Below are 18287 nucleotides of genomic sequence, written 5' to 3' on the forward strand. Positions count from 1 at the left end.
AGAAAACGATCGTCTTGCGGAAAGCATCGGCGAATTGCCGGTGCTTTCCGCACCTGACGTGTGCCGAACTTCCGGAAGATAGATAGGAGGAGAGAACGATGGCGAGCGCCACGAAAGTTATTTCATCGAAGACGGCCGCGATGACTGCCGCACCCCAAACGTCCCTGTTGAAACGGATGCGCAGCCAGAAGCAGTTGATACTGATGTCGCTGCCCATACTCCTTTACGTCCTTTTGTTTTCTTACTACCCCATTTGGGGCTGGACGCAGGCCTTTCAGAATTTCAAACCGGCGTTGCCTTTTTCCCAGCAGGAATGGGTCGGCTTTAAGCAATTCAAATTTCTTTTCAGAGACGATATGTTTCTGAAGGTGCTGCGCAACACCATCGGCATGAGCTTCATCAATCTTGTGCTCGGCTTCGTCACGGCGATCTTATTCGCCATTTTGCTTAATGAAATCAAGAACAAGCTGTACAAGCGTACGATACAGACCATCTCTTATCTTCCGCACTTTCTGTCGTGGATCATCGTAACGGGCCTCGTCGCGAATGCGTTGTCCGTAGACGGCGGCATCGTCAACGTGGTGCTCATGAAGCTCGGATTCATTCACGAGCCGATCATGTGGCTCAGCAAGCCGCACTACTTCTGGGGAATCGTAGGCGCTTCCCATGTGTGGAAGGAAGTGGGCTGGAATGCCATTATCTACTTGGCGGCTATCACGTCCATCGATCCCTCGCTTTACGAAGCGGCGGAGATCGACGGGGCGAACAGATACAGGAAGATGCTTAATATCACCCTGCCGGGCATCAAGTCGATCGTCATCATTTTGCTGATCATGAATCTCGGCTGGATTCTGGACGCAGGCTTCGAGGTGCAGTACCTGCTCGGCAACGGCGTCGTCGTCGACTGGTCGCAGACGATCGATATTTTCGTACTGAAATACGGCCTGCAGATCGGCAACTATTCGCTTGCAACCGCCGCAGGCATCTTTAAGACCGTTGTCAGCATCACGCTCATCTTCGCGGCCAATACGATCGCCAAGCGCTTCGGCGAAGACCGCTTGATATGAGGAGGGCAACCCGATGAGAACGAGAACGCTACGGCTGGAGCCGGTTGTCTTCCAAACGTTCAACGCTATCGTCATGATCGCGCTGACGGTCATCACGCTGTATCCTTTTCTGAATACGCTGGCCGTATCGTTTAACGCCGGCAACGATACGATTCGCGGCGGCATCTATTTATGGCCTCGCATTTGGACCGATCAGAACTACCGAGCGGTGTTCGCGGGCGGGACGATCTATCACGCTTTCTGGGTATCGGTGGCAAGAACGCTTATCGCCACGGTGCTCAGCCTGTTCCTGACCTCCATGCTGTCCTATACGGTCAGCCGCAAGGAATACGTGTTCCGCAAGCCGGTTACGATCCTCATCGTGATGACGATGTATTTCAATGCGGGACTGATTCCTACCTACTTCCTGATCAAAGATCTGCACCTTTTGAACCATTTCTTGGTCTATATCGTTCCAGGCTTGATCAGCGCGTTCAATATGATCGTCATTCGAACCTATATGCAGACGCTTCCGGAAGGACTGATCGAATCGGCCAAGGTAGATGGCGCGGGAGATTTCCGGGTATTCCTCTCGATCATTCTGCCGCTCTGCCAACCGGTTCTGGCCACCGTGGCGCTGTTCGTCGCGGTCGGGCAGTGGAACTCCTGGTTCGATACGTTCCTGTATGCCTCCTCCAAGCAAAACTTGAGCACGCTGCAATATGAGCTGATGAAGCTGTTGTCATCCGCGTCGTTCTCGAATGCCAACCCGTCCGTCGTCAATGGGAACAATGCGAACGCCGCGCTTAACATGGTGACCCCGGTCTCGATCCGGGCGTCGATCACGATCGTCGCCTCGGTGCCGATCCTGGTCGTCTATCCGTTCCTGCAAAAATATTTCGTGCACGGCATGCAGCTCGGCAGCGTGAAAGAGTAGGGGATGCCCGCCTGGATCCGGGAACGCGCAAACGGCCATGCAGAACGCCCCGGAGACGCGACATTGGCCGCTCCTGTTCGAAGCGGAGCAGCGCCTCAAGCCGGCGGTTCGAAAGTTCGTCGGCTTCGGCTTGGGAGGGAAAGCGGAAGAGCCTCGGACAGAAAAATCCGGGGCTGTTTTATTTGGACGTACGCCTGCCGTGTGCCTCAATGCCGTTTGCCTGGAGTAGGACCGAGGTCGCGGATTCCTCGTCTCGCTTCCGGGTCGAATGAAGGATTTTCCTGTCGGAAGAAGAATTAGAAATGAAGCGAGACAAATCTTCCGGGAGGGACGGCATGATCCAGGTCAACGAAGAGAGACGGAAGCAGCTGCAGTACATCGGCATTACGGAGGAGGATCTGAAGTATCTGGGGAGCCGGCGCGAGCAGTTCGAGCAAGTCGCGGACTCGGTCGTCGACCGGCTATACGACCATATCGAGGCTCAGCCGGAGCTGGCCGCCATCATCGGCAAGTACAGCACGATCGAGCGGCTGAAGATGACGCAGCGCTGGTACTTCTTGACGCTGACGGAAGGCAAGATCGATATGGAATATATCGAGAAAAGACTGTTTATCGGCAAGCTGCATTCCAAGATCGGGCTGACGACGAACTGGTATCTGGGAACGTACATGGCTTACCTGGACAAGGCGCTGGACCATTTCCGGATCGCGGCGCCGGACGAATGGAGCCGCATCTTCTGGGCGCTGACCAAGATGTTCAACCTTGATTCCCAACTGGTGCTGGAAGCTTACGAAGAAGACGAGAAGCAGAAGATCCGGAACTTGTCCGAGCAGCGCGAAGCGACGCTCGCCCAGGTCAACAAGGCGGTGCAGGAGCTCGCTTCGATGATGGTGCAGCTCAGCTCCAGCAGCCAATCCGTCTCGGAGGCGGCGAGCCATACGGCCGAGCTTCAGGAGACGGCGCACGGGAAGGTCGACTTGCTGCGCGACAAGATCGGCGAGATCGCTTCGGTCGGCTCGCTGCTGCAGGAAGTGTCGGACCAAACTCACCTGCTCGGTCTGAACGCGGCCATCGAAGCCGCGCACGCGGGTCAGTACGGCAGCGGATTCGGGGTTGTCGCGAACGAAATCCGCAAGCTCGCCGCCCACTCCAAAGACTCGCTCAAGGTGATCAAGACGAACCTGGCCGACATCGCCGCCGTCCTGAACGAAGTGATGAGCGACTCGGAGACCACGTCCAGGCTGGCACGGGAGCAAGCGGCAAGCTCGCAGGAGCTGACGGCGTTCGTCGGCATGATCGAAGCGGTCACGGCCGAACTGGAGAAGATCCAATAGACCGGGAGGGTCCGGCGGCCGAGCAAAAATCCGCCACGCCGATGTCGTGACGGAAAAGGAAAGACTATGGGTTTATTCCATCAATGTTCACGCAGGATACCCCGATCTTCTTGAAGTCGGGGATGAATGCGTGTCAGGCTATGCCTGAATGCCTCGTTTGTCTAGTCCTCTCTCCCGATATGTGCTAAGATTTGGGCAGAAGGAGGCGAACGTATGCTCGTAACGGTGACGGCTAAAATAAAGATCAAGCCGACAGCGCCGCAGGCAGAAGCCCTGCTGCATACGGTCTCTGCTTATCGTGTGGGATGTCATTATATCTCCTCCGTTGTGTTTAACGGCAAGGTGTTGAATCAGCGTTCCTTGCATGAGCTAACCTACCAAAATCTGCGCACTGTCTACGGATTGCGATCTCAGATGCGCAATCGGTGATGAAGACGGTAATCGCCAGATACAAGACCAATCGAAGCAAGGGTCACGCATGGACGCAGGTACAGTTTCAGAAGCCGGAATACGATCTGGTTTGGAAGCGCGATTATTCGCTGACAGACGGATTGTTCTCTGTGGGCACCTTGAACGGGAGAATCAAAGTTCCGTTCGAACGCAAAGGAATGCAGAAGTACTTCGACGGGTCCTGGAGGTTCGGAACAGCAAAGCTTGTCTACAGGAATCGCAAGTGGTACCTGCATATCCCGATGTCCAAAGAGATCGAAGAACTAAAGCTTGAGGAGATTAAGCAAGTGGTCGGGATCGACCTGGGGATCAACTTCCTGGCCACCTCCTTTGACTCCCATGGGAAAACGAATTTCTATCCCGGCAGGCAGGTGAAACGCAAAAGAGCGTATTTCAAGCAATTGCGCCAGCAATTGCAGCGGAAACAAACTCCTTCCTCCCGCCGCAGACTCAAACAGATAGGGCAACGAGAAACCCGCTACATGACCGATGTGAACCACAAGGTCAGCAAGGCACTCGTTCGCCACGGTAGACCGTTATGTGTCGGTATCGTGGGCGTTCTACCAGCTACGCAAGATGGTGGAATACAAGGCGCAGCTTGCAGGGGCTGTGACGATTGCCGTGGCCCCCGCATTATACATCCCGGCAGTGCCCGCGATGCAACCACCAAGAGAAAGCAAACCGGGACAAGAAACGGCATGGGTTTAGTTGCCGGAAATGCGCTTACAGGAGCAACGACGACCGGGTGGCCGCCATGAATTTGTTGTTCAAAGGGTACCAGTACCTCGAAGAGGTGCAGGCGTAGCATGCTATGCCGTGTGGGGCAGCCGTCTTTCTGCCCGTCAGCAAGCACAAGCTTGCTACAGATGTGACGCCACGTTCGCGTGCGAACGCCAAGAGATCGGAGTCGTCAGACGATTGTACGATTGGGCAGTCACAAGCCCCCACTTCAAAAGAAGTGAAGTGGGGGTCATTGACTTCCGCATTAACAGAAGATTCCGGCTTTCAGGATGATGACCAGGAGAACGTACAGTACCAGAACGAAAGCAGCCGCTTGCATAGCGCCGCCAACCAAGCCGCCTACAGGATAACCCATGCCGATCACCACCGTTCTGTCTGGTTTGACGTTACCTTGCCAGTATATTCATAGGCGTCTACAGGGTCAGTTCATTCGCCTAGGGCGTTTAGAATTCCGCATTCGCACAAACTTGCGGCCGCAAGTCTAAGAATATTCTCCGGGTAAAACCTGAAGATCGTCCCCTTCCGCCATCCCGCGCCGAGGCTTAGAATGAAAGCGGTAACGATACGAACGCGCAGCGGCGCGAAAGGCGGGAGGGCATCATGAAAATCGCGAAAATCGAAGTTTTTCACTTGCGTCCTCGTTTTTCCTTTTTGAAAATGACGACGGACGAAGGGCTCGTCGGCTGGGGAGAAGCCGTGGTCGAGGGAAGATCCCGCACGGTGGAGATGGCGGTGAAGGAGCTGGAGCCGCACCTGATCGGCCAGGATCCGCGCAGGATCGAGCATCTGTGGCAGGCGATGTACCGCGGCACGTTTTACCGCGGCGGGCCGATTCTGTGCAGCGCGATCAGCGGAATCGAGCAGGCGCTGTGGGACATTCTCGGCAAGTCGCTCGGCGTGCCGGTATATCAGTTGCTCGGAGGAGCGGTTCGCGAGCGCATCCGAATGTACAAGGGTGTCGGGGGCGACTATGCGGAACAAGCGTACGAGAACGCCAAGCGCTGGAAAGAGCAGGGCTTCACGATGATGAAGACGGGCATCGAAGCGATGGCGCACGTCATGGAGACGCCCGCTTGGATCGCCAAGCAGGTGGAACGGATCGAAGCGATCCGGGACGCGATCGGTCCGGATTGCGATCTGGGCGTCGACTTCCACGGGCGCATCAGCCCGGCGCTGGCGATCCGGCTGGCGAAAGAGCTGGAGCGGTTCCAGCTCATCTTCATCGAAGAGCCGTGTCTGCCGGAGAACGTCGACACGCTCTCCACGATCGCCCGGTCGACAACGACGCCGATCGCGACCGGCGAGCGGCTGTTCACGAAGTGGGCGTTCCGGGAAGTGCTGGAGAAGCAGGCCGCCGCGATCGTACAGCCCGACCTGGCTCACTGCGGCGGCATTCTGGAAGGCAAGAAGATCGCGGCGATGGCGGAGACGTATTACGCGGGATTCGCTCCGCACAATCCGCTCGGTCCGATCAATCTCGCGGCGAGCATTCAACTGTCGGCCAACGTGCCGAATTTCCTCGCGCAGGAGCACGCGGTGTTGGGCGAAGGCTACCTGAAGCAGCCGTTTGTCGTCAAGAACGGCTACGTCGAACTGCCGAAAGACCCGGGACTCGGAATCGAAGTCGACGAGGATGCCATTCAGGAGCTGCGCTACGAAGGCGATTGGGATACGCCGCGGTGGTTCCACGCCGACGACGGCTCGGTCGCGGATTGGTAAGCGCGGAAGGAGGAGAAGCCGCTATGCAAGGCAAAGTAGCCATCGTGACCGGCGCGGCGTCGGGTATCGGCCGGGGCATCGCGGAAGTGCTCGTCCGCGAGGGATGCCGGGTTACCGTCGCGGATTGGGACGAAGCCAAGGGAGAACGAACGGTTCGCGAGCTGAACGGCGATGATTCCGGACGGGCTCTGTTCGTTCGCGCCGACATGACGAAGGAAGCCGACATTGAGGCGATCGTCGACCGGACGATGGAGCGTTGGGGTTCGGCGGACATTCTGGTCAACAACGTGGGCACTCACGACTACAGGGCGATCGAGAAGTTCCGGGCGGAGGATTGGGATCGCTTGTTGGCCGCAGACTTGCGGGGCCACTTCCTGGCGATTCAGAAGGTGCTGCCGCACATGAGAAGCGCCGGCGGCGGCGCGATCGTCAACATCTCCTCCGTACACGCGCTGCAATCGCAGCCGCACTTCTCGGTCTACGCGGCGGCCAAGGGCGGCATTGTCGCCATGTCGCGCAGTATGGCGATGGAATGCTCGGCCTGCGGCATTCGCATCAATACGGTGCTGCCGGGATTGACGCGCAACGATCGTATCGACCGGTCGCTGGACGGCCTGGGCCCGGACGAGAAGACAAGCCGGGAGCGGGCGATGGCGAGGAACATTCCGCTCGGCCGGATCGCCGAACCGACGGACATCGGCGAAGCGGTCGCTTTTCTCGCCAGCGATCGCGCTTCGTTCATTACCGGTACGACATTGGTCGTAGACGGAGGAGAGTCGGCTCATCTGTCGTGGGGAAATTGAAGCGGATGCAGGGTCGCGGGCAAGCGGTCGGGGCCTTCACGATCGCCTCTTTGCCCGAAACAAGCAAACGCCAGGGGATCTTCCCCCTGGCGTTTGCTTGCGTTAAGTCCCTTCCGTCTCCTCCGCCAGCATCCAGTCGCGATGCTTGCGGCGGTATTCCTGCGGCGTCATGCCGGAGCACTTCCTGAACAGACGGGCGAAGTAATTCGGATCCTCGTATCCGAGCGAATAGGCGATCTCCGCTATGCGATCGTCCGAACCGGCAAGCCGGCGCATCGCGAGCGACACTTTGAGCCGAAGCGCATATTGCAGCGGCGTCATCCCCGTCTCGCGGAGGAACAGCTTGCGCAGGTGCGATTCGCTCACGCCCGCCGCTTCGGCGAGCTCGGCCGAAGCGGGGAACGCGTCCGGCCGGCCGGCCATCCGCGCGATCGCTTCCCGCACGCGGGCATCGATGCCGCCCGTCTCCGGCATCGCCTCGCGCTTCGCCGCCATGCCCGCGGCCATCAGGCCGAGCAGACGCAGCAGCCCGGCCTGCAGCAGGAACGGCTTGGCGGCGGAGGGCGCCGCGGCTTCGTCGGCCAGCAGGCCGTGCAGCACGGCCGCAAGCTCCGCGCGGTCGCCTTCATAGCGCACAGGGAACCGCAGCGACACCGGCCAGCGTCCGGCGAACGCGGCTTCGAAGTTCAGGCTGACGATGCTCAGCGAAGCCGTTCTCGCGCGGCATGTCAGCTTCGTTCCCGGCGCGAGGAACAACACGTCGCTATCCGCGGCGTCGATCGGCGCGAAGCCCTCCGTCTCCAGCCGGATCGCGCCGTCGTCGATAAGCCAGATGACGGCGTTGTCCAGCTCCCGGCCGTCGATGCGCCAGGTATGGGGCAAGTCGTATCGGCGGATATGCAGATAGCGAAGCTGCATTGCTTCGGTGATGCGCCCGGCTAACGGGAACATGGCGCCGCCTCCCCATGCTTATTCCGACGGAATCGTACCGACGATGCCGTCGTTGCGGCGGAACGAATCGACGCCGCGAACGAGGAACGTGCGAAGTCGGCTCGTGTCGCCGCCCCATTCGTCCATCCGGAACTTGACCTCGGGAGTCGTGAAGCGCAGCGAGAACGCCACGCGCGGAATGGCCGACGCGTTGGCCTTGGACCCGTGGAACGTCGCTTCGTTGAAGTACACGACCTGGCCCGGCGTCATCTCCATCGCGACCGCCTTCGATTCGTCGATGTCGCTCTCGTCGATCCCTTCTCCGAAAGCGCTGCTGTCGTCGCCCAGCTTGACGTGGTCGGCCCGGCCGAGGTGCGTGCCCGGGATGAGCCGGAGGCAGCCGTTCTCGGCCAGCGAGAACCCGAGCGTCACCCACGCGGTCACGGTGACGGCCGGCTCCATCGGCCAGTAGTGAATGTCCTGGTGCCACGGAATGAACTTCGGATTGCCGGGTTCCTTGTACCAGAAATGCATCGCCCACAGCACCACGTTATCGCCGATGATCTCCGTAATCGGTTCGACAATCGCCGGGTGGGTGGCCAAGTCGTACGCCCAGCGATGGCGTTGGTGCCAAGCGGACAGGTTGGCCCCGGTCGGTCCCGGCTCGTAGGGAGACATGCCCAGCGTCTCGAAGAACAGCCGGTTGTACTTATCCGCCTCGGCAAGCGACAATCCTTGAACGGGACCGCTGTACCCGTCCTTCCGGAACTGCTCGATCGAGAACGGGACGCCTTGCTTGATCATGATCAGCCGCCTCCTTATCGTCATGCGCATCCAAATGATCTTGCTGCCCCTATCATAGAACGCCGTCCACCCTTATTCCATACGGCGATTCAACTTTCGCTAGCACAAAACGGGCACGCCGGCCGCATCCGTCTTATCCCTTCAGTCCCGTGTTGGCGATTCCTTCGACAAACCAGCGCTGTCCGACGATCACGACGATCAACAGCGGGATGAAGCTGGACACCGATGCGGCCATCGACAGCACGTAGTTCGTCCCCATTTCTTCCACGTAGGTGGTCAAGCCCAGCGGGATCGTGAACAGATGCCGATCGCGCAGGAAGATCAGCGGCCCTTCGTATTCGTTCCAATGCCAATTGAACGTGATGATCATCAGCGTCACCAGAGCCGGCTTGGTCAGCGGCAGCGCGATCTGCCAGAACATGCGCCAGAAGCCGGCTCCGTCGACGCGCGCCGCCTCCAGCAGCTCGCCCGGAAGCGTACTGAAAAATTGCCGCAGCAGGAACGTGCCGAATACGGTGAACATTCCAGGCAGAATGAGCGACCAGTGGGTGTTGATCAGACGCATATGGTCGAACAGAATGAACCGCGGCAGCAGCAGCACCTGCGACGGGATCATCATGGTCGACAGGTAGAGAAGGAACAGCGCCTCGCGTCCCTTGAACCGCAGCTTGGCGAAGGCGAATCCGGCCATCGCGCTGGTCAGAAGATTGCCGGCGACGGTGATGCCCGTAATTTTGATCGAGTTCAGATAGTAAATGGAGAAGGCGTTCGGCCCGGTCCACACTTTTCTGTAATTTTCCCAGTGCCAGTTTTGCGGAATCCATTCGATCGGATACCGGAACACTTCGGCGTTGATCTTGAACGAGGTCGAGAGCATCCAGAGGAACGGAAGAATCATCAGCACCGCGAAAGCCGCCAGAACGACGGTGACGATCGCCTTGCCCGCCGCGCGCAAACCGGGAGATCTCCGGGCCGACGCCCTCCGGGACGTTGCCGCTTCGTTAATCGTATGCATGGTAGGTCGCCTCCCGCCTAAAAATGATTTTGCCAACGCTTCTGTCCTTGCCATTGAACGATCGTGACCACGAAAATAATCGCGAACAGAACCCAGGACATGGCCGCCGCATAGCCCATCTTGTAGAAGCGGAAGGCTTCCAGGTAAATATGGTAGGACAGCACCATCGTCGAATCGATCGGACCGCCTTGCGTCATGATGGCTACGGGGGCGAATACCTGGAACGACCAGATCAGCTGGGTCACGAGGATGAGGAACGTCGTGGGCGTCAGCATCGGCACCGTCACCTGGAGCAATTGACGCGGCTTGGAAGCCCCGTCGATGTCGGCGGCTTCGTACAAGTCTTTGGAGATCCCCTGAAGGCCGGCCAAATAAATGATCATCGTGTACCCGATCGTCATCCATACGGACATGATGATGATCGCATACAGCGCGGAATGCGGACTCGAGAGCCAGCCGGGCGGATGATCGATTCCGACGCTTCTCAGGAAGGCGTTGATCGGTCCGGAGCCCGAGTTGTACATCACGCTCCAGATGACCGACACGGCAGCCAAACTGCTCATATAGGGGAGGAAAATCATCGTTCGCAGCGCATTGCGCATGTATACGTATTTGTTCAGCGCGACGGCCAGCAGCAGGCCGACGATCATGGAGCCCGGCACGCTGATGACGGTGAAGACGAGGTTGTTCTGCAGCGATTCGACGAATTTGGGGTCGCTGCCGAGCGCTCGGAAGTTGTCGAGGCCGACCCAGCGGATGCCGTCGAATCCTTTCAGATACTCCCAATCGACGAATACCAGGTATAAGCTGAACAGAATGGGAGCCAGCACGAAGACCAGATAGCCCGCAAAATTGGGCAAAATGAACAGATAGCCGGCCGCCTGCTCGCGCATTCTCGCATGGCGCCATTTTCTCATAGGCTCAGTCTCCTTCGAGGCGATTTCTCTTACTAACTGTAGCAAGCGCCCCCCGTTCGGCTGAATGGATGCAGGTTGACGGTTTCTGGACGATTGTTGGCGAAGCGGCGGATCCGGCAGGGGGAGGGGCGGGCATGGGCGCGAAAAAAACTCCGGCTCCGCAAGAGGCGGAGCCGGAGGCAGATGCGAGCTTACGGCTTATTTTTTGGCGCTGTCGATCGTCTCGTCGCCGCGCTTCTTCAGCGCCGCCATCGTCTGATCGATCGTCTGGGCGCCGAGCAGGTATTTCTCCATTTCTTCCGTATAAACCTGCCGCAGTTCCGTCGGAGCCGGCACGTTGTAGGAGGTCGGGTACGTCCAGTCGCCGGATAGAGCGGCTTCCAGCGACGTCCGGTCGATCAGGTTGCCGGCGTCGCCGATCAGCAGCTTGGCGATCTCCGCCTGGTCGGCATGCTTGTTCGTCGGAATCCGTCCGCCCGGGACCATCGCCATATCGCCTTCCTTCAGGTACCAATCGATGAACTGCATGGCCGCTTCCTTGTTGGGGCTGTTCTTGTTGATCGACATATAATCGCCCATGCCGCCGCCGTTGTTGACGTTCCCGCCTTCCTTATACTGCGGAACCGGCGCGAAGACGACCTGGAAGTCGTGCGGATAGTTCTGAACGTCCTTGATGTAGCGAATCAGGAAGATGGCGGACACGACCGTCGCCGCTTTGCCCGTCAGCAGGGCGTCCTGGTACGTCAGCTTGTTCGCGACCGCCTCCGCCCGCGGAGTCATGGCGCCGGAGCTCTCCAGATCTTTCTGCAATTCGAGGCCGGCCTTGAGCGCGGGACTGTCGAAGTTGGACGTGCCGTCGTCCTTGACGAAGGAGTCGATCGGCTTATCGGAGGTCAGCATCATATCGCCGAAGCTTCCCAACGCCGGATCCTGCGCCGTTCCCTTCAAGTCGCCTTTCGTCAGCTTCTTGGCCATAGCGGCGAATTGATCCCACGTCCACGATGTCGGCAGCGTCTCGCCGGCGGCATCAAGCGCGCTCTTGTTGATCAGCGTCACGCCGACGTTCTTGTTGGCGGGCAGATAATAGTAATGGCCGTCCGCGAATTTCTTTACGTTCTCGGCGCCGATGATGTCGTCCACGTCGAAGCCGGATTGGGCGATCAAGTCGTCGAGCGGCGTCGCCATGCCGGCATCCACCCGCTTGGTAATCCGCTCGTCGCCGTAGGACATGAAGATATCGGGAGCGTCCTGGTTCGAGAGCAGCGCCGTATCCAGCTTCAGGTTGCCCGAATCGTCGTTGACGTAGCGCGTGTACTCCACTTTGATGTCGGGATGCGCTTGGTTCCACGCGTCCACCGCATCCTGAGGGCCGCTCTCCGGCGGCACGCCGCCCCAGAACTTCAGCGTCACCGCCTTGCCCGAGCCTTGCGACGACGAAGCCGACGAGGCCGCCGGGTCCGATGAGCCCGAGGAGGCGGAATTCGAATTGCCGTTCGAACCTCCGCACCCGCTCAGCGCCATAGATAAAGCCAGGACGGCCCCGATCGACGTTGCCATTGTTCTTTTCATCCATTCATCCCCTTCAAGTCTCTTAAGGTGCAACCCTGCGCGAGCAGGATCAATCTCATCTTAGGCGGAACCGAAGGGCGGCGGGAACGGCGCAGTCTTGACGAAATCTGCACGATTCTTTGTTCTTACGACTTCCCCAGGGCAAGCTTGCGGAACTCCGTCGGGTACATGCCTTCCAATTGTTTAAAGCTTCTGGAGAAATGATTCGGATCGGAGTAGCCGACCTGCTCGGACACTTCGTAAATTTTGATCTCCGGATCCTTGAGCAAATCCCGCGCTTTCTTCATCCGCATCCGGGTGATCATGTCGGTGATCGTCTCGCCGGTCTCCTTCTTGAACAGGATGCTGAGATAATTTTCCGTAAAGCCGACTTCGGCGGCAAGCTCCGACACTTTGAGCGGCAGGTGGAGCCGATCCGCGATGAGCCGGACGACGGTCTGCACTTCGCTGCGCCACTTCTGCCGGTTGCGCTCGCGCTTGAAGGTCAGGAACAAGGGGATCCAGCCGACGAACCAGCCGTAAATCTCCGCAAGCTTCTCGGCCTGGAGAATCGCGTGGTGCGGATATCGCCCGTCATACAGCGGAACCGCGTAGATATCGGTTCCTTCCGCTTTGAGAGAACGGGAGAAGACGTCGGTCAGCCGAATCCACATCTGCCGCATCGCTGCGGGGCGAATGTGGCGCCGCTTCATGACGTCGTCCGTCCACTCGGCCACGAGTTCGCGAATGCCGGGCTCGTCGTAGGCCTCGATCAACCGTTCCATCCGCGTCTCGTCCCACGGTTCGGAAACGGCGTCGTCGTAATCCGGCACGTCGGCGCGGAGCGAGATTCGTTCGCCCGGCTTCGCGTAGAACAAATGCTCGATCGCCACCCGCGCTTCCTCATAGGCTCCGTGCAGCAGATACAAGCTGTGTTGGGGACGGGATACGCCGAAGACGAGCGTCAATTGCAGGAAGGCGTGCGCCGCATGACGCATTTCGTCCAGCATGGAGAAGTCTGCGCTTTCGTACAGAATCGCGAACCGTCCGTCGTCCAACGTCGCTAATTCGCTTCGGCCGTACTTCTTCAGCAGTTCCGTCAGGACGTTGCCGACCGTGAACTGCAGCAGCCGTTCGCTCTGGAAGCGGTTGTCGGCCAGCAATCGATCGTACTGCTCGATCTGCGCCAGAATGACGTTCAGACCGGAAGGGAACGGAGGGACGTCGAACTCGTTCAACCATTCGTCCGTCTCTCTCTTCGTAGCGGGGGCCAGCAGCAGCTCGCGCAGCCGCTTCTCCCTGACCTCGCTGCCGTAGCGGTTCGCTTTGGAAGCGAGCTGCGTCGCCTCGCGCCGCTTCTCCCGTTCGTCGATCAGCTTGTCCCGTACGCTGCGCAGCTTGCGCATCAGCTCTTCCGGCTCGATCTCCAGCTTTACGATGTATTCCGCCGCGCCGAGCCGCAGAGCTTTCTGGACATAGGCAAAATCGCTGTGGTTGGACAGAATGAACGTCTTCGTATCCGGCCAGCGTTCATGAATGTGCTCCAGCAGCTCCAGTCCGTCCATATCGGGCATCCGGATGTCGGTCAGCACGATGTCGCACGGTGTCCGCTCAAGGACTTCCAGCGCTTCGACGCCGCTCGCGACCTCGCCGACGATCTCGAACTCGTCGCCGCCCATCGGAATGATCGTTTTGAGCCCGATGCGCACCAAGATTTCGTCATCCACGATCAGCAAGCGGAGCATCCTCATTCACCTTCCTCCGATAGGGTAACGTTACGGTGACCAGCACCCCGCCGCCCGGTTCGCTTCGGATCGCCGCGCCGCTGCCCGGGCCGAATTCCAGCCGAATCCGGTCGACGACGTTGCGAATGCCGATGCCGCTGAATTTCGCGTGCGGCTCGTCCGTCCGCGACTCCACGTCGCGAATTTTCTCGCTGTCCATGCCGACGCCGTTGTCCTGAATCTCCAGCCGCAGCATCGATTTGCCGTTGATCCGGGCGCGGATCGAGATATGCAGCGGGAACCGGTTGCCGTGGATGATGCTGTTCTCGACGATCGGCTGCAGCGTGAACTTGACGATCTCCGCGTCCAGAAGCTCCTCCGGAATATCGGTCGTTACGGCAATATCGTCATGATAGCGGATCTTCTGCAGCGCCAAGTAGACTTGCAAATATTCGAGCTCGTCGCGCAGAGGCACGATTTCCTCCTGCTGGCGCATCGTGTAGTTCAGCAGCTTGCCCAGCTTGGTGACCATCTCGCTGATATGCTCCGCGCCGGACAGAATCGCCATCCACTTGATCGAGTTCATCGTATTCAGCAGAAAATGGGGGTTGATCTGCGCCTGCAGCGCTTGAAACTGCGCCTTCTGCTTGCGCTGCTGTTCCGCCGACAGGTGCGCCACCAGCTCCTGCAGCCGCTTGGTCATCTTGTTGAAGTTGCGGCCGAGCATCGCCATCTCGTCGCGGCCGCTGACGGCCACTTCCGTCTGCAGCTCGCCTTTTCCGACGAGATTCATCGATTTGACCAGCCGCTTGATCGGCCTCGTGAACTGGAAGGTCAGTCCGACGAAGGCGATAGCGAAGAGCGAGAACCAGAGCAGCACGAACAGCGTCGACTTGTTGCGCTCCTGGTTCAGCCGGGAAGCGAACTCGCGTTGATTGACGAGCTGCACGAGCGACCAGCCGGTGACGGGGAGGGAGGCGGAATTGACCATATATTCTTCCTTTCCGATCTTCGCGTGCCCGATTCCGTCGCCGTCTACCCGCAGGTTCGCCAGCGCCGAAGCGGCGTCCGGCAGCATGTCGGTGTCGCCGAGCAGAGGACGGTCGTGATCCATGAGCACCAGATGCGTGCCTCCCCTTGCCTGCTGCTCCAACTCGGCGTCGGAATAGAAGAAGGAGCCGATCGGGACGCCGATCCACATCGTACCGTCGCCGTTCTGACGATAGGCGTTCAGAAGGCGGGTCATGACGAGCAAAGGTTCGTTCGGCGCGTCGGGGCTCGGGATCGGAACCATCCAGTTGGGCGAGCCTTGCAGTTGAATCGTCCGGGCGAACCACGGCTCCTCCCGCAAGGCGGCGTAGTCGGTTTTGGCCGTGTGCGCCCAGGTCGAGTGCATGTACCCGCGAAAATCGTACAGCGCTACATAAGCGTTGCCTCCGGGCAGAATTTGGCCGATGTTGCTCAGCTTGTTCAGAAGAAGCGTGTAGTTGTAGTAGGAAGAGTAATCTTTCGTCCAATCGGCGGAATCGCGCAAAAATTTGGAGATCTCCATATCGTTCAAAATCCAGTTCGACGCTTTCAGAACGCTTGAGAACAATTCGTTCATCGAAGCCGCTTTGCGTTCGACGGCGGTTTGGTTGGATTGGTACAGCTGCGACTCCAGAATTCCTTGGGTGGACGAGTAGAAACGGTACAGGATGAAGAGCACCGGCACGATAATGAGCAGAACGAGCGACACGATGATCTTGCCGCGGAGAGAGAAGAACCATCGGACCGGCATTGGACAGCCCCCTTGGGAACGAGTGGCAACAAGACGACAGCGGGGAGCGGGACGACATTCAATCCCATGGTAGACGATTTTAAATGCGTTGTCTATCCGGGACGCCCTTCAATCATATTGAAATTAAGTATAATCATGTCGAAATTAGGTGCATTCTATTTGGAGTTGAGGTGGATTAAGATGAAAACAAGGATAAATTTATAGCTCCAGAGGAGTGGTTGGTCAAATGCGCGAAGAGACAATCCAGACGGATGTAACCGTTGTCGGCGGCGGTTTGGCGGGCGTGTGCGCGGCGATCGCGGCGGCTCGGCTCGGGCGGAAAGTGGCGCTGATCAACAACCGCCCCGTGCTCGGAGGCAATTCGAGCAGCGAAGTTCGCGTCTGGGTGTGCGGCGCTACCGGACACGGAATTCACCGGTACGCACGGGAGACCGGCATCATGGGCGAGCTGTTCGTCGAGAACCAGTACCGGAACAAGGACGGGAATCCGTATTTCTGGGATATGGTCGTGCACGAAGCGGTTCGGGCGGAACCGAACATTCAGCTGTTCCTGAACACGGACGTGCACGAGGCGGAAGCCGAAGGGAACGAGAACGATCGGACGATCCGTTCGGTGACCGGCTGGATGATGGGCTCGGAACGGCGCATCCGCTTCGAGAGTCCTCTCTTCTTGGATTGCACCGGCGACGGGCTGATCGGCTTCCTGGCCGGCGCGAAATACCGGCTCGGACGCGAGGCGCGCGAAGAATTCAACGAAGAGTGGGCGCCGCTCGTCGCCGACGACGTGACGCTCGGCAGCACGCTGCTGTTCTATACGAAGGATGCCGGCCATCCGGTCAAATTCACGCCGCCGAGCATCGCCAAGGATATCCGGAAGACGACGATCCCCGAGCGCCGCATCATTCGCAGCGGCGACAACGGCTGCGCTTACTGGTGGATCGAGTGGGGCGGCGAGCACGACATCGTCCACGACAACGAGCGCATCCGCGACGAGCTGTGGTCGGTCATCTACGGCATCTGGGACTATATCAAGAACTCCGGCAAGTTCGACGCCGAGAATATGACGCTCGAATGGGTCGGCGCGGTTCCCGGCAAGCGCGAATACCGGCGCTTCGTCGGCGATTACGTGCTGAACCAGAACGACATTCTGGCGCAGCGCGAATTCGAAGACCGCGTCGCTTACGGAGGCTGGTCGATCGACCTTCACCCGCCGCAAGGGGTATACGCGACCGCCGCGGGCTCGAAGCATCTGCACATGGACGGCATCTACCATATTCCGTTCCGTTCTCTCTATTCGGCGAACGTAAGCAATATGCTGATGGCGGGCCGCGACATCAGCGCTTCGCACGTGGCGTTCGGCACGACGCGCGTCATGGCGACTTGCGCCGTTATCGGCGAAGCGGCCGGCATCGGCGCCGCCCTATGCGCAGCCAAGGGCGTGACGCCCCGCGAGCTGCACGCGAGCCATCTGAGCGAGCTGCTGCAGACGCTGCTGCGCCAAGATGCGGCAGTCATCGGCTTGCGCAACGAGGATGAGGCCGATCTGGCTCGCAAAGCGGTCGTCTCCGCCTCCAGCGAGAGGAGGCGCTTCGCCGTCGAGCGCGCGGCGGAGACGGTCTCGCTGACGACGGATGTCGGCATGACGATCCCGGTCGATCCGGCGCTGGACGGCTTGGAGCTGCTCGTCGATGCGAGCTCGGCCGCGGAGCTTGCCGTGGAGCTGTGGGAGACCGGGCGCGCCGAGAACTACGTGCCGCGCACGAAAGTGCTGTCGGCGTCCGCTCCCGTGGCGGCCGGAGGCAGGCAGTGGGTGAAGCTCGACTTGCGCTGGACTCCGGAGACCGCCCGCAACGCTTTTCTCGTTATCAAAGCGAACGATGCGATTGCGCTCCATCTCGACAACCGTCCGACTTCCGGCGCTCTCGCTTTCTGGAAGGGCGAGAACCCGCGCCTATCGCCGGGGCTGGAAGACCATCAGCCCGAGCAGCCGGTCGTGCAATGGTCGATGAAGAAATTCGACCGCAAAATCCCCTGCTTCCGCCTGTCGGCGCCGACGAACGCGTTCGCGGCGGACAAAGCGACGGACGGCTATGCGAGGCCGTACGGCGGTCCGCATCTGTGGTCGTCCGAACGTCTCGCCGCAGGCCGGCCGGAATGGCTGGAGCTGGCTTGGCGCGATCCGATCGCGGTTCGCCAGGTGCACGTGACGTTCAATGACGACGTGAACGAAGATCTCATCAACCTGCATCATCACATCACGCCGTTCGAAGTCATTCCGGACCTGGTCAAGGATTACCGGATCGAAGCCCGCGTCGGCGACGCCTGGACGACGGTCGCGGAATGCCGCGACAACCGCAAGCGCAAGCATGTGCACGCGTTGGATGCCGCCGTTGCGACGGACCGACTTCGCGTTGTCGTCGAGTCGACCAACGGCAGCGAATATGCAGAGATCGTAGAAGTGCGGGTTTATGCGCAAGATTAGCCCGCTTTCAAACAAGAAGCCCCGAAACGGCGCCTGAGGCCGGTTCGGGGCTTCTCT

At 59.4% G+C, this 18287-nt stretch carries 13 protein-coding genes and 1 pseudogene; 7 read left to right on the top strand and 7 right to left on the bottom strand.

Annotated elements, in window-relative coordinates; genetic code table 11:
* The first annotated feature begins 140 nt into the window (after positions 1–140).
* From H7C18_RS08415 to H7C18_RS08445, 6 genes and pseudogenes are all read left to right on the top strand, one after another.
* On the top strand, positions 141–1067 hold the full coding sequence (locus H7C18_RS08415; protein WP_420481845.1) for an ABC transporter permease: 927 nt from the start codon (positions 141–143) through the stop codon (positions 1065–1067).
* A gap of 13 nt (positions 1068–1080) precedes the next feature.
* The gene (locus tag H7C18_RS08420; protein WP_185128580.1) at positions 1081–1983 is read left to right on the top strand and encodes a carbohydrate ABC transporter permease; all 903 of its coding nucleotides are present in this window, start codon (positions 1081–1083) and stop codon (positions 1981–1983) included.
* Between the two features lie 335 nt (positions 1984–2318).
* Entirely contained in the window at positions 2319–3317 is a 999-nt protein-coding gene (locus H7C18_RS08425; protein WP_185128840.1) for a globin-coupled sensor protein, read from the top strand.
* A gap of 213 nt (positions 3318–3530) precedes the next feature.
* Positions 3531–4572, top strand: a pseudogene (locus H7C18_RS08430) (RNA-guided endonuclease TnpB family protein).
* Between the two features lie 536 nt (positions 4573–5108).
* The gene (dgoD, locus tag H7C18_RS08440) at positions 5109–6227 is read left to right on the top strand and encodes a galactonate dehydratase (RefSeq protein ID WP_185128582.1); all 1119 of its coding nucleotides are present in this window, start codon (positions 5109–5111) and stop codon (positions 6225–6227) included.
* Between the two features lie 23 nt (positions 6228–6250).
* Positions 6251–7030, top strand: coding sequence for an SDR family NAD(P)-dependent oxidoreductase (locus H7C18_RS08445; protein WP_185128583.1), 780 nt, complete (start codon positions 6251–6253; stop codon positions 7028–7030).
* A gap of 102 nt (positions 7031–7132) precedes the next feature.
* Here the strand turns inward: H7C18_RS08445 and H7C18_RS08450 are convergent, their stop codons facing one another.
* The 7 genes from H7C18_RS08450 to H7C18_RS08480 all read right to left on the bottom strand — a co-directional run bounded on the left by H7C18_RS08450 (position 7133) and on the right by H7C18_RS08480 (position 15748).
* Positions 7133–7981, bottom strand: coding sequence for a helix-turn-helix transcriptional regulator (locus tag H7C18_RS08450; RefSeq protein ID WP_185128584.1), 849 nt, complete (start codon positions 7979–7981; stop codon positions 7133–7135).
* Positions 7982–7999: 18 nt separating this feature from the next.
* A complete protein-coding gene (locus tag H7C18_RS08455) occupies positions 8000–8764 on the bottom strand; it encodes a phytanoyl-CoA dioxygenase family protein (RefSeq protein WP_185128585.1) in 765 nt (254 codons plus the stop codon).
* Positions 8765–8897: 133 nt separating this feature from the next.
* Positions 8898–9779: a carbohydrate ABC transporter permease gene (locus H7C18_RS08460; protein WP_185128586.1), complete on the bottom strand. Its 882-nt coding sequence runs from the start codon at positions 9777–9779 to the stop codon at positions 8898–8900.
* A gap of 17 nt (positions 9780–9796) precedes the next feature.
* The gene (locus H7C18_RS08465; RefSeq protein ID WP_185128587.1) at positions 9797–10696 is read right to left on the bottom strand and encodes a carbohydrate ABC transporter permease; all 900 of its coding nucleotides are present in this window, start codon (positions 10694–10696) and stop codon (positions 9797–9799) included.
* Positions 10697–10894: 198 nt separating this feature from the next.
* The gene (locus H7C18_RS08470) at positions 10895–12265 is read right to left on the bottom strand and encodes an extracellular solute-binding protein (protein WP_185128588.1); all 1371 of its coding nucleotides are present in this window, start codon (positions 12263–12265) and stop codon (positions 10895–10897) included.
* Positions 12266–12390: 125 nt separating this feature from the next.
* A complete protein-coding gene (locus H7C18_RS08475; protein ID WP_185128589.1) occupies positions 12391–13995 on the bottom strand; it encodes a response regulator in 1605 nt (534 codons plus the stop codon).
* The gene (locus H7C18_RS08480; RefSeq protein ID WP_185128590.1) at positions 13964–15748 is read right to left on the bottom strand and encodes a cache domain-containing sensor histidine kinase; all 1785 of its coding nucleotides are present in this window, start codon (positions 15746–15748) and stop codon (positions 13964–13966) included. Before H7C18_RS08480 ends, H7C18_RS08475 begins: the two co-directional genes overlap by 32 nt.
* A 226-nt stretch (positions 15749–15974) precedes the next feature.
* Here H7C18_RS08480 and H7C18_RS08485 point away from each other — a divergent pair, with 226 nt between their 5' ends.
* Positions 15975–18230 carry an FAD-dependent oxidoreductase gene (locus H7C18_RS08485; RefSeq protein ID WP_185128591.1) on the top strand — a complete coding sequence of 752 codons (2256 nt, stop codon included), beginning with the start codon at positions 15975–15977 and terminating at the stop codon, positions 18228–18230.
* Positions 18231–18287: the final 57 nt, after the last annotated feature.

The sequence above is a fragment of the Cohnella zeiphila genome (assembly GCF_014212055.1).
Lineage (GTDB): Bacteria > Bacillota > Bacilli > Paenibacillales > Paenibacillaceae > Cohnella > Cohnella zeiphila.

Bases quoted from the DNA above. Each gene is read 5' to 3' on its own strand.
- H7C18_RS08480 (WP_185128590.1), bottom strand. From the start codon at position 15,748: ATGCCGGTCCGATGGTTCTTCTCTCTCCGCGGCAAGATCATCGTGTCG.
- H7C18_RS08475 (WP_185128589.1), bottom strand. From the start codon at position 13,995: ATGAGGATGCTCCGCTTGCTGATCGTGGATGACGAAATCTTGGTGCGC.
- H7C18_RS08455 (WP_185128585.1), bottom strand. From the start codon at position 8,764: ATGATCAAGCAAGGCGTCCCGTTCTCGATCGAGCAGTTCCGGAAGGAC.
- H7C18_RS08420 (WP_185128580.1), top strand. From the start codon at position 1,081: ATGAGAACGAGAACGCTACGGCTGGAGCCGGTTGTCTTCCAAACGTTC.
- H7C18_RS08460 (WP_185128586.1), bottom strand. From the start codon at position 9,779: ATGCATACGATTAACGAAGCGGCAACGTCCCGGAGGGCGTCGGCCCGG.
- H7C18_RS08465 (WP_185128587.1), bottom strand. From the start codon at position 10,696: ATGAGAAAATGGCGCCATGCGAGAATGCGCGAGCAGGCGGCCGGCTAT.
- H7C18_RS08415 (WP_420481845.1), top strand. From the start codon at position 141: ATGACTGCCGCACCCCAAACGTCCCTGTTGAAACGGATGCGCAGCCAG.
- H7C18_RS08425 (WP_185128840.1), top strand. From the start codon at position 2,319: ATGATCCAGGTCAACGAAGAGAGACGGAAGCAGCTGCAGTACATCGGC.
- H7C18_RS08450 (WP_185128584.1), bottom strand. From the start codon at position 7,981: ATGTTCCCGTTAGCCGGGCGCATCACCGAAGCAATGCAGCTTCGCTAT.
- H7C18_RS08485 (WP_185128591.1), top strand. From the start codon at position 15,975: ATGCGCGAAGAGACAATCCAGACGGATGTAACCGTTGTCGGCGGCGGT.
- dgoD (WP_185128582.1), top strand. From the start codon at position 5,109: ATGAAAATCGCGAAAATCGAAGTTTTTCACTTGCGTCCTCGTTTTTCC.
- H7C18_RS08445 (WP_185128583.1), top strand. From the start codon at position 6,251: ATGCAAGGCAAAGTAGCCATCGTGACCGGCGCGGCGTCGGGTATCGGC.
- H7C18_RS08470 (WP_185128588.1), bottom strand. From the start codon at position 12,265: ATGAAAAGAACAATGGCAACGTCGATCGGGGCCGTCCTGGCTTTATCT.